We start from the raw sequence: 12,069 nt of genomic DNA, 5'->3' as shown, positions 1-12,069 counted from the left end.
ATACTTATAGTAATAATCCATTCAAAGCCATACAAGCCCAGTGAAAGGAGGCACCCATGCAGCTCACCTATCTGCACATCCATAATTTTAAGTCGATACGGAGCATGGAAATACGCGATATTGACCGGGCGCTGATTTTTGTAGGAAAAAATAATACGGGGAAAACCTCGATTCTGGATGCGGTCTGCGCGGTGTGCGGCTGTTATGAGATCCAGGCCAGAGATTTCAATGAGAACCGTCAGGCCATCCGGATTGACGCCTGCTTTTCCATAGAAGAGGAGGACCTGCACCTGTTTCATCATATGGGTATTGTCAGCCAGTACAGGCGTTACGATGTGTGGCGCAGGGTGTTTTCTGAGCGGCTGCCGTCCTTTAAAGACGGGGAGCTGTCCTTTACTCTGCATGTGAACCAGGACGGCAAGGTGCGGTATGAGGATTTGTACCGGAAGAATAATCCATATATCCATATGGTAATGCCCCGCATTTACCGAATTAACGCGGAGCGGGAGCTGAACCAGCTGCAGAACGACCTTCTGATGTTCCAGGAGGATGAGGAGCTGCGAAGGCTGCGCTCCGGCAGCTGTATTTTTGAGAGGGCTAAGAAATGCAACCATTGCTTCCAGTGCATCGGCCTGATTAATCAGAAGAAGCCGGAAGAACTTTCTGCCTTTGAAACAGCCCGTCTTCTGGAGTTTAAGATATACCAGCTGAACCTGATCGGATTTTCCAGGAAGGTCAATGAAAACTTCTTTAAAAATGGAGGATATGAGGAGATTCAGTACACGCTGAACTTTGATGCGGACCAGCTTTTTACGGTGGAGGTAACGGCCCACAACCGCCAGAGAGGCAGCGTGAAGCCGGTGGAGCTGATGGGAAAGGGCATGCGCAGTATTTATATGCTGTCCCTGTTAGAGACCTATATCAGTGAACAGGGCAGGATTCCCAGCATTATCGTGGTGGAAGACCCGGAGATATTCCTCCATCCCCAGCTCCAGAAATCCTGCAGTGAGATACTGTACCGTCTGTCCAAGAAGAATCAGGTGATTTTCAAGACCCACAGCCCGGACCTTTTGTTTAATTTCAGTATACGCCAGATACGGCAGGTGGTGCTGGATGATGAGCGGTATTCGGTCATACGCCCCAGGACCAACATGAGCGAGATACTGGACGATCTGGGGTATGGGGCCAATGATCTGTTAAATGTAAGTTTCGTGTTCATTGTGGAGGGGAAGCAGGATAAGAGCCGCCTGCCTCTTCTCCTGGAAAAGTATTATTCCGAGATTTACGATGAGGCGGGGAATCTGTACCGCATATCCATCATTACCACCAACAGCTGCACCAACATCAAGACATATGCCAACTTAAAGTATATGAACCAGGTCTATCTTCGGGACCAATTCCTGATGATACGCGATGGGGACGGCAAGGATCCGGAGGAACTGGCGTCACAGCTGTGCAGGTATTACGATGAGCGGAATCTGGAGGATGTGGACCGCCTGCCTAAGGTGACAAAGCGGAATGTACTGATTTTAAAGTATTATTCTTTTGAAAACTATTTCTTTAACCCGGCGGTTATGGTCCGCCTGGGAATCGTGGAAAGCGAGGATGCCTTCTACCAAACGCTCTACGGCAAATGGAGGGAATATCTGTACCGGATTCGCAGCGGACAGCAGCTGACGGAAGTCCTGGGACGGGATTTCTCATCCCCGGAAGATATGAAGGAGCACATGGAAGAGGTGCGCACCTATCTCAGGGGCCATAATCTGTATGACATATTTTACGGCCCATTCAGGGAAAGGGAAAAAGAGATTCTGAAGGCATACATTGACCTGGCGCCCAAAGAGGATTTTAAGGATATTCTAGATGCCATTGACCGGTTCGTGTATTTTGACAGCAGGAAAAGACCTGGGAATTAAAGGCTGGCAGAACGGGAGATCGGCGCGGGGGGACCGCACAAAAGGATATGACAGAAAAGGGCGCTGCCCATGGCCGGTCAGGACTGGCTGTGGACAGCGCCTTTTTATATGAAGCATGATTTGACGGTTGGGTTAAACCGCATAAGGTTCTTCAACTGCAGGACGGTCTGCGTTCTTTCCCTTGCCCATCACGCAGGTGAACACAAAGGTTCCCAGACATACCGCGGCAAATATGATGCCGATCGGATAGGCGATGGCGGTGGAGAGCTGGAAGCCTTCCTTTGCCATGAGAATATAAGTGCAGGATACAGCCGACATGAAGGTGGCCGGAAGGGCGGTGAGCCAGTAGATGCGTTTTCTGCGGAACAGATATACGCTTGCGGCCCACAGGGCAATCATAGCCAGCGTCTGGTTGCTCCAGGAGAAATATCTCCATACCACCTGCACATCCACCTGGGTCAGGACAGCGCCCACAGCCAGCAGCGGAATGGTTAAGATGAGACGGTTCTTGATAAGTTTCTGGTCAATCTTGAACCAGTCCGCCAGGGTCAGCCTTGCGCTGCGGTAAGCGGTATCCGCTGAGGAAATGGGGCAGGCAATAACACCAATCATGGCGATGACAGCACCCACCGGTCCCAGAAGCTTGAAGCAGATTTCATACACAACGCTGGACTGTCCATTGCCCAGAGCCTCCAACAGACCTCCTGTGCCGTTGTAGAACGCTACGCCTGCGGCAGCCCAGATAAGGGCGATGACGCCTTCTGCCACCATGGCTCCGTAGAACACCTTGCGGCCGTCTTTTTCATTGGTAAGACACCGTGCCATCAGAGGAGACTGGGTTGCATGGAAGCCGGAGATGGCGCCGCAGGCAACGGAGATGAACATGGTGGGCCATATAGGGGTGCCTGAAGGATGCAGGTTGGACAGTGTAATTTCAGGAATGTGATAACCGCCCAGGATGATGGCTCCTCCCACGCCCAGGGCCATGACGATGAGGCAGATACCGAATATGGGATAAATCTTGCCGATGACCTTGTCGATGGGAACAAAGGTTGCGATGAAATAATAAATCAATACCACTGCCAGCCAGAATTTGGCATCCAATACATTAGGAGTCAGCATGGCAAGCAGGTTGGCCGGTCCTGTGGAGAAGCTTACGCCTACCAGCACCAGAAGGACCACGGAGAATACACGCATGACCTGTTTCATGGCATTGCCCAGATATGTACCTGTAAGCTCGGACACGCTGGCGCCCTTGTGGCGCATGGACATCATGCCCACCATGTAGTCATGGACGCCTCCGCCTAATAAGGTACCGAAGGTAATCCACAGGAATACGCTGGGGCCCCAGCAGGCACCGGCCAATGCTCCGAAGATGGGGCCCAGACCGGCAATGTTCAGCAGCTGAATCAGGAATATACGGGGCGTGCCCATCGGCACATAGTCGCTTCCGTCTGTCATGGACAGTGCCGGGGGTTTTCTGTCATCAGGGCCAAATACTTTCTCGGCAACCTTACTGTAGAGCATGAATCCGATAATCAAAATTGCCAGACATACAAAAAAACTAATCATATACCTACCTCCTATGTATTTCTTGTATTTGTGGTAATTATACAATATTAGGAGCATAAGTAAATATTTTTTGTGTCAACTGTATGAAGGAATGAACAAACAGTAAAAAAAGGTTCATAAACGGAAGGCATTATGCTCAGAGACACATGTGATGGGACTAAAACCCGATAATCTGGCGCAGCATTTTTGATTTTTCCCTGCTTACAGGAAGGATGTTTTTCTCAAACCCCTGCATTTTCACGGCCAGGCTGTTGTTGGCCCAGGGGAACAGTTCGGTGATGAAGTTGAGATTTACCAGGTAGCTTTTGTGTATGCGGCAGAATCCATGGGAGGCCAGGCGCTTTTCATACTCCCCCAAAAGAAGGTTTTCCGTGTAATCACGCGTGGTGGTATGGATGATGCAGCTCCTTCCTGAAGTTTCTATGTAAACGATCTGCTGTATATCCACCAGAATAATGGTCCGGTTCATATTAATGGCCATACGGCTGGACGGAAAGGCGGCTGTCACGGATTCTCCCGCCTCCTGCGGGAAGGCGGGAGAAGACGGTCTGTACGGCTCGCCGCAGGGCTGGTGATCGTCACAGGATGGGACTGTAGCAGCGGTAAGAGCCTGGTTTTTTTGCAGGTCCTTTTGGCATTTTTCCAACACTCGGCGCACACGGTCCGGGTCAAATGGTTTCAGTATGTAGTTGTTCACACCCAGCTCAAAGGCCTTGACTCCATACTGGGAGTAGGCGGTGGCAAACACAATCTGGGCGTCCGGCAGGATGCGCCTGGCGGCAGCTGCCAGGGTGGTGCCTTCCATATCCCCCAGGCTGATATCCACAAACAGCAGGTCAAAGGTCCGGCGGCTGATGAGTTCAATGGCAGAAGCGCCGCTGTCAGCCTCCTCAATCTGGCTGTCCGGCATGGCCTCCATAATCTGATGGACAAGTTCCTTTCTGGCAGGACGTTCGTCGTCAATCACAGCTATCTTCATTGTTAGATTCCTCCAGTTTGATTTCATTAGATGGTACAGGAATTTCCTCCGGTTCCAGAGGAATTCTGAACCGGACTCTGGAACCGGCTTCTGAAGCTTCGATTTTCAGACCGTTATCTTCCCCATATATGCTTTTCAGGCGTTTGTGTACATTGGACAGGCCCACGCCCTTTCCCTGGCCTGTGTAAAGACTCAGGACCACTTCTTTGGGGATTCCCTGCCCGCGGTCAGCCACCGCGATTTCCGCCATGCCATCCACGCTGTGGGCGCTGATGGAGACATGGCGGGCGCCGGTCCTGTCCCCGCCGTGGCGGACTGCATTTTCCACCAGGGGCTGGAGAATAAAGGAAGGAACTTTGCAGTTGAGGTCGTCCTCCACATCCAGCTCCACAACCAGTTTTTCCTCAAAACGCGCCTGCTCCAGTTCCAGGTAACTGGCCACATGGTACAGCTCTGTGTGGAGACTCAGCATGTACTGGTCATTTTCCAGGGCCTGGCGGTAGTAGGAGGAGAGGGTTAGAATCAGTTCCCTGGCCCGGTCCGGATTCTCCCGGCATACGCACGAAATGGTGTTCAGCGCATTGTAAAGGAAGTGGGGATTCACCTGGGACTGAAGAGCCCTGAACTCCGCTTTGCGGCGAAGCTGCTTCTGATAATCCAGGTCAGACAGCTCCAGCTGGGTGGAAAAAAGGCGGGCCAGCTCCGAGGCAAAGTCCAGGTTGGACTGGGAGGTATGCCAGTGTTTCTTTACCATCATGGTCAGACTCCCCACTGGTTTGTCCATCTCGATGAGAGGGGCGGCGACAATGATGTGGTTCTTCAGAATATGGTACAGGGGATCTGTCTTTTCCGCATAGGAAAAGGTGGTGGGCTTTCTGTCGTGGATGGAGCTTAGAATGGGTGTCAATACGGCTTCATCCCGGAGGACATCGTACCAGTTTTCACCCTTCATGGCCAGGATTTTCTGGGCGTCCGTGAACATCACGGCCGCACAGGAGGTGGACTGGTAGATGATGTCTGCGGTGGCCTCCATGTCCGTTTTGCTGTACAGTCCCTTTCTCAGGTGAGGCAGGCTCTGGTCCACTATTCCCATGGCCAGGCGCATCTTCTCCGCGAACTGGCTGTCCTCCTCCATGAATACCCTGTTAAAGGTGCCGAGAAATACAACCATGCCCAGGGCATTCATGATTATCATGGGAAAGGCAATAAGGCATACCAGGTCCAGGGCAGCCGGAAAGGGGCGGGAGATGAGAAGGATAATAGCCATCTGTCCAATCTCAGCCAGAGCCGTAATAAGGAACACTCCTGCGCCGTCAATCTTGCCGGCTTTAAACCGTTTGGAGAAGGCGGAGCCGATCAGGCCCTCCACAAAGGTGGAGACAGCGCAGCTCACGGCAGTAAAGCCTCCGATATCAAAGAGATACCGGTGAAGTCCTCCTATGACGGCGGCTCCGATTCCCACATAGGGACCGCCTAAAAGACCGGCTGCCAGCACGCCGATAACCCTGGTGTTCACGATGGCGCCCTGGGCACGGACCCCGGTGTAGGTGGAGAAAATGCTGACCAGTCCGAAGATGACCGCCAGGGCGGCCCTGCTTCCCATGGCATGGCTGTCCTCCAGCAGCATGGAACGCACCATGGGAAGCTTGGTGAGCATGGTGGCTATGAGCACCAGAAGACCAATATTTAAAAGCAGGTTAAAAAACATGGTATTGGACATGATGACCTCCTTGAGTCGTTCTCACATCAGTATACCAAAAAATTAATCTTAAGAAAATCTTTAATTGTAAATCATGGAAGACTATGGTAATCTAATGGGGAAGATAACTGTATTAATATACTTAATACAGATAGAACGCCGGGAGGCTCAGGATATACCTGGCCCATGAGCCGGCAAAAGCACTGCTAAGGCTGCTGCCAGGTATCCTGGCAGCGAGAACGGAGAGGGGGAAGGACGGGATGATTGTACTGGATTACAGGGACAGCAGGCCGCTGTATGAGCAGGTGGCGGAGCGGCTTAGGGAGCTGATGTTTAAGGGCGCCCTGCCGCAGGACGCGCAGCTTCCGTCTGTGCGCAGCCTTGCCACGGAGCTGTCCATCAATCCCAATACCATCCAGAGGGCGTATACGGAGCTGGAACGCCAGGGATATATTTATTCCATCAAAGGCAAGGGCAGCTTTGTTGCGGATAACAGCCGGATGAAGGCTGGAATTCTGCAGGAATGGAAGGGACTTTTTAAATCCGCTGTGGAGGAAGGCATAAAGGTAGGCGCCACAGCGGGAGAGATGAAGGAAATGATTGATGCGGCCTGCCGGAATCATGTCATTGAAAGGGGAGAGAGTAATGATTGAAGCAGTGAACCTGACAAAGCGGTTTGACGATATCGTGGCAGTGGACCACATAAGTGCCGCCATACGGGACGGCAGCGTGTTCGGGCTCATCGGTACCAACGGAGCCGGAAAGTCCACTTTTTTAAGGCTGGCCAGCGGCGTGCTGAAGCCTGACGAGGGATGCATAACCATTGACGGGCATGAGGTATTTGAGAATATCCCGGCAAAGAAGCGCTTTTTCTATATATCGGATGAACAGTACTTCTTTAATAATACCACTCCCGAGGAGATGATGCATTATTACAGGAAGGTGTACCAGGGATTTGACGAGGCGCGTTTCCACAAGCTGATGGAAAATTTCGGCCTTGACGAGAAGCGGAAGATACACACATTTTCCAAGGGCATGAAGAAACAGGTCTCCGTTATCTGCGGCGTGTGCGCAGGCACGGACTACCTGTTCTGCGACGAGACCTTTGACGGGCTGGACCCGGTGATGCGCCAGGCGGTAAAGAGCATATTTGCGGCGGATATGGAGGACAGGAACCTGACTCCAATCATTGCTTCCCATAACCTGAGGGAGCTGGAGGACATATGCGACCATGTGGGACTGCTTCACAAGGGCGGTATCCTCCTGTCAAAGGATTTGGATGACATGAAGCTCAACATCCACAAAATACAGTGTGTCCTTAAACCGGATATGAAGCCGGAGGACCTGACGTCCCTTGACAAGGTAAATGTGGAACAGAGGGGAAGTCTCTGCACCATTACGGCGCGGGGAAGCAGGGGCGAGGTGGAGGCTGTCATGGCTTCCTATGAGCCGGTATTCTTTGAGTGTATCCCCCTGTCCCTGGAGGAAATATTCATCAGTGAAACGGAGGTGGCTGGTTATGACATCAGGAAGCTTATACTTTAAGCTGCTAAAGGAGGATTTCAGGAGAAGGCTGTGGGCTGTTGCCCTGGTTTTTCTGGCATTTTTCTTCACCCTTCCCATTGGGCTGGCTCTGAACATGGAGAACGCAGCCAACTCCAATTACTACAGGTACAATGATTACGAGCCCTTTATCCAGGATGGTACCATGACCGACCTCCAGTACAAGGCCAGGCTTCTGGAACTGAAGACAGAGGTTGTGTTAAACGGTGTGGAATACGGGAACGGCATGATTGCATTTTTGATGATAACCGCGGCAGTGGTTATCGGCGTATCCAGCTTTGCTTATCTGCACAATAAGAAAAAGGTGGATTTTTACCACAGCATACCGGTGAGGCGGGAGGCCCTGTTTGGAGCTCAGTTCTCCGGAGGCATATTTATGGTTGGCGCTGCCTATGGGTTTAATCTGCTTCTTCTCACAGGGGTGGCTCTGTCCTACGGCGTGCCTGCGGGAAGGATACTGGGAGCCATGGCCGGGGGATGGGCCCTTAACATGCTGTATTACGCCCTCATGTATTCAGTGGCTGTGGCGGCCATGATGATGACTGGAAATATCGTGGTAGGCGTTTTGGGAACGGGCGTGTTCTTTTTCTTCCTGCCCGGAGTCATGATGCTTCTGGGATGGTACTGTGAAACATTTTTCGTCACCACGGCCAGATATATGTGGAGTTCAGACCAATCGCCCTTTACATGGGGCGTCAGGTACCTGTCCCCGTTCAGCGTATATATTAATTCCTTTGGATGGAAGATGAATGAACTGGTCAAACATGTTCCGGAGCTCATCTGCACGATCCTGGCATTTCTGGCCGTCGCCACACTGGATCTGGAGCTGTACCGCAAACGTCCTTCGGAGGCAGCGGGCAAGGCTATGGCATTTAAGAAATCCATGCCGCCTGTCCGGATATTGCTGGTGCTTGGAATCGGTTTAGCCGGAGGCATGTTCTTCTGGTCGCTGCAGAGCAGGCTGCGCTGGGGACTGTTCGGAACCATGGTGTCGGTGGTGCTGACCCACTGTATCGTGGAAATCATCTATCATTTTGATTTTAAGAAGATGTTCTGCCACAGACTGCAGCTGGGACTGTGCCTTGCAGCCGGGATCCTGGCATTCTTAAGCTTCCGGTATGACTGGTACGGTTATGACTCCTATATTCCGTCCAAGGAAGAAATCGTGTCCGCCAGCCTGGATATCGGCGTGGACAGCAGCTGGCTCTCGGATAAGACATTTGAGACAGGCAGTGACGGAAAGCTGCAGAGAAGATATGCAGACCCCTATGAATATATAGAAGAAAACATGGTGCTAACCGATAAAGAGGCTGTCATGTCCATGGTGGAAGAGGGAAGGAAACGCGCCCTTGAGGGACGGGATGAGCGGCTGGGCATACGCAAGGCAGTGGCCCGTATTGACGGCTACCATTCCAATGCAGCCAGATCTATCGGCGGGGCGGACGGTCCCACCTCCATCTTTCTGGCCATGAAGACGGGCAGCAAAGAGGATTCGGAACAGGAAAAATTTGAGACCAATATGACAGTATGCTACCGTCTGGCAAACGGCCGTGAGGTGAGGCGTTCCTATTCCCTGCCCCTGTCTGCCGTGATGGATTCCTATGAGGCCCTGTACAGACAGGATGCTTACAAGGAAGGCATGTACAGGATTTTAAGCCAGGAACCAGGACAGGTAAAACAGGTTCTGTACAGGGAGGCGGACCAGGTCATGGATGTGAGTCAGGACAGCCGTGTCCAGGAGGCCGTACTTAAGGCGTACCAGCAGGATATGAGGGAGCTGACCGTGGAGGAACGGCTGGTGGAGATGCCTGTGGGCAGTCTTGTGTTTATGACTGACCAGGAGAATACCTATCTCCAGCAGCAGCGCCAGACAACCAGGTCCGCCTTTGGCGGCATGGAGCGCTATCAGGTGGAGGATGTGAGCCAGTACTGGCCGGTGTACCTATCCTTTGAGCGTACCATTGAGCTTCTGAAGGAGCAGGGGATTGAACCCGGCACCTGTCTGGCGCCTGAGAAAGTGGAGCGCATCACATTTGACGTTCAGAATTATTTTTATGAACAGCAGGGAGAACTGCCGGAAGGAGAGGCGCTGGCAGAGCTTCAGAAAATCAATCCCAACTACCGGGAGAGCGGTTCCCTGGTAATTGAGGAGCCCGCTGCCATCCGTCTGCTGATGGGAGCCATTGCGGAGGATGACAGCTGCCGTATGAATTATCTTTGCGAGACAGTGGAGGGAGGCCCCTATTGTACCATAAGGACAGAGAATGAAGCGGGAGTGGGAGGAATGCTCATAAAGAACAGAATCACTCCTGAGATAGCGGAACTCTTTGCCGGCATTCCTTTGAATAACGGAAAGTAGACGGATAGGAGAGGACTGAACATAAAAGCAGGGAATCAATCACGTTTCAGTGATTTGTTCCCTGCTTTTGTTGCTGCCGTCTATCTGACATTGTTTGATATCGTTGAAACACATCTGCTTCAGGAGGAACATCCCCCGCATCCGCTGCACCCGCTATGGGCTTCCCGGGCAGTCCCGAAAACATGTTCATGAAGACGCCTTCCCGTAGGGGTAGCGGCCAGGCCGCTCTCGGCTGTCTCCTTTAAGGTGGAGGACATGGCGTCGCCCACCTTCTTCATGGTCCAGATGACTTCGTCGGCAGGGATTGCGCTTTCAATGCCGGCCAGGGCCAGCTCCGCCGCCACAAAGGCGCCGGCCACGCCGGAGGCGTTGCGCTTGATACAGGGAATCTCCACCAGTCCGGCTACCGGATCGCATACAAGTCCCAGTATGTTTTTGATGGCAATGGCGATGGCATGTTCCGCCATCTTCGGGGTACCGCCTGCCAGTTCCACGATGGCAGCGGCAGCCATGGCGGCGGCAGAACCGCACTCGGCCTGACATCCGCCCTGGGCGCCTGCCAGGGAGGCATTGTTGGCAATGACCATGCCTACGGCGGATGCGGTGAACAGGGACATGACACAGTCCCTTTCCGGAATCTGCTTTTCTTCCTGCATGGTCAGCAGGGCGGCGGGAAGGATGCCGCAGCTTCCTGCTGTGGGGGCTGCCACAATCCGTCCCATGGCCGCATTGAGCTCCGAGACAGCCAGGGCCCGGTACAGGGCGCCGGAGAGAAAGGAACCGGTCAGGCTTTTTCCACTTTCAGATATTTGGCGCATCTTAAAGGCGCTGCCGCCGGTCAGTCCGCTGGTGCTTTTGAGGTCTTTATTACAGCCGGGCTCAATGCACTCTGCCATGACCTGGTAATTTTTCCGCATGTGTTCATATATAGATTCCTCAGTCTGTTCCATCTGTTCTGCCTGCTGCCTTAAGACGATGGCAGAGATGGGAAGGCCGCTTTTTTCGGCGGCGGTTACGATGGATGCCACTGAGGAGTAATTGAATTCAGGTTCCATAAATATAAATCCTCCTGTAATTGTAGGTTTCATCAGCTATATGGGCTGAAGCATGGTGCTGGAGAAAATGTTGGGAAGCACTTTGATTTTTTCGTTCAGCTCCGGTCCGAAACTGCCGTCAATCTCAATGGTCATCACGGCCTCGCCGCCCCGGCTCTGCCTGGACAGACGGAAGTTGCAGATATTCACCCCTGCGTCGGCCATGACCTCCGTGACAGCCGCAATGGTGCCGGGCGCGTCGCGGTGGAGCACAATCAGGGTGGTGTGCTGTCCTGTGATGGATACCTCCATGCCGTTGACTTCCTTTACAAGTATATTTCCGCCGCCGATGCTGCTTCCCAAAAGGGAGACCGTGCTGCCCGCAGCGTCGGTCAGGGTGACTCTGGCCGTATTGGGATGGGCCCCGTCGATGTCGCCTGTGGCAATGTTTACTTCCAACCCCTGCTCTCTTGCCAGCTCCGGCGCCCTGCGTATACGGCTGTCGTCCGTGGCCATTCCCATGATACCGGCAATGAGGGCCTTGTCCGTGCCGTGGCCCTTATAGGTCTTTGCGAAAGAGCCGTGGAGGAAAATGTCCGCCTTTACGGCCGGCGCTCCCAGCAGAGCCAGGGTTATCCTGCCGATTCTGGCAGCCCCTGCCGTGTGGGAACTGGAAGGGCCAATCATCACCGGCCCCAGGATATCAAATACATTCATGATGTTCCGCCTTTCTGTTAATCTTTTGTCTATATTATTTGTCAGGCAATGATGGTAATACCGGGATTTTCAGCCGGCATCAAGGCGTTCCGGAATCCGCAGGGACAGCGTCCCCCGTGTTTGCCGGCATATGTTTTAACTCTCCCTTCTGATGCTTTTCTTACATGGTTAATCATAGCTTATTATATCCCAAAATCCCAAAATGGAAAAGTAAAAAATGCAATAAATAC

Annotated in this window: 9 protein-coding genes; 4 read left to right on the top strand and 5 right to left on the bottom strand. The window is 52.6% G+C overall.

What is annotated here, in order from left to right:
- The first annotated feature begins 56 nt into the window (after positions 1-56).
- Positions 57-1,916, top strand: coding sequence for an ATP-dependent nuclease (locus tag LA360_RS06665; protein WP_112483157.1), 1,860 nt, complete (start codon positions 57-59; stop codon positions 1,914-1,916).
- A 132-nt stretch (positions 1,917-2,048) separates the two neighbouring features.
- On the opposite strand, the gene LA360_RS06660 is transcribed toward LA360_RS06665, so the two are convergent.
- The 3 genes from LA360_RS06660 to LA360_RS06650 all read right to left on the bottom strand — a co-directional run bounded on the left by LA360_RS06660 (position 2,049) and on the right by LA360_RS06650 (position 6,187).
- Positions 2,049-3,488: a carbon starvation CstA family protein gene (locus LA360_RS06660; protein WP_022203262.1), complete on the bottom strand. Its 1,440-nt coding sequence runs from the start codon at positions 3,486-3,488 to the stop codon at positions 2,049-2,051.
- A 157-nt stretch (positions 3,489-3,645) separates the two neighbouring features.
- Positions 3,646-4,467, bottom strand: coding sequence for a LytR/AlgR family response regulator transcription factor (locus tag LA360_RS06655; RefSeq protein ID WP_002583844.1), 822 nt, complete (start codon positions 4,465-4,467; stop codon positions 3,646-3,648).
- Positions 4,448-6,187, bottom strand: coding sequence for a LytS/YhcK type 5TM receptor domain-containing protein (locus tag LA360_RS06650; protein WP_112483155.1), 1,740 nt, complete (start codon positions 6,185-6,187; stop codon positions 4,448-4,450). Before LA360_RS06650 ends, LA360_RS06655 begins: the two co-directional genes overlap by 20 nt.
- 239 nt (positions 6,188-6,426) lie before the next feature.
- On the opposite strand from LA360_RS06650, the gene LA360_RS06645 reads away from it, so the two are divergent.
- From LA360_RS06645 to LA360_RS06635, 3 genes are read left to right on the top strand one after another with little or no spacing between them, the layout of a single operon-like run.
- The gene (locus tag LA360_RS06645; RefSeq protein WP_057571616.1) at positions 6,427-6,819 is read left to right on the top strand and encodes a GntR family transcriptional regulator; all 393 of its coding nucleotides are present in this window, start codon (positions 6,427-6,429) and stop codon (positions 6,817-6,819) included.
- The gene (locus LA360_RS06640) at positions 6,812-7,711 is read left to right on the top strand and encodes an ABC transporter ATP-binding protein (protein ID WP_089775872.1); all 900 of its coding nucleotides are present in this window, start codon (positions 6,812-6,814) and stop codon (positions 7,709-7,711) included. The genes LA360_RS06645 and LA360_RS06640 overlap by 8 nt, the downstream gene beginning before the upstream one ends.
- Positions 7,686-10,088 (top strand): DUF6449 domain-containing protein, encoded by a 2,403-nt coding sequence (locus LA360_RS06635; RefSeq protein WP_057571618.1) that lies wholly within the window; start codon positions 7,686-7,688, stop codon positions 10,086-10,088. Before LA360_RS06640 ends, LA360_RS06635 begins: the two co-directional genes overlap by 26 nt.
- A 119-nt stretch (positions 10,089-10,207) precedes the next feature.
- On the opposite strand, the gene sdaAA is transcribed toward LA360_RS06635, so the two are convergent.
- Both sdaAA and sdaAB read right to left on the bottom strand, forming a co-directional pair.
- Positions 10,208-11,143: an L-serine ammonia-lyase, iron-sulfur-dependent, subunit alpha gene (gene sdaAA, locus LA360_RS06630; protein ID WP_057571619.1), complete on the bottom strand. Its 936-nt coding sequence runs from the start codon at positions 11,141-11,143 to the stop codon at positions 10,208-10,210.
- A 36-nt stretch (positions 11,144-11,179) separates the two neighbouring features.
- A complete protein-coding gene (gene sdaAB, locus LA360_RS06625; protein WP_002583838.1) occupies positions 11,180-11,839 on the bottom strand; it encodes an L-serine ammonia-lyase, iron-sulfur-dependent subunit beta in 660 nt (219 codons plus the stop codon).
- Between the last annotated feature and the right edge of the window lie 230 nt (positions 11,840-12,069).

The sequence above is a fragment of the Enterocloster clostridioformis genome (assembly GCF_020297485.1).
GTDB lineage: Bacteria > Bacillota > Clostridia > Lachnospirales > Lachnospiraceae > Enterocloster > Enterocloster clostridioformis.
The sequence above is the reverse complement of the archived record's forward strand: the minus strand, read 5'-3'. Positions and strand labels throughout refer to the sequence as shown.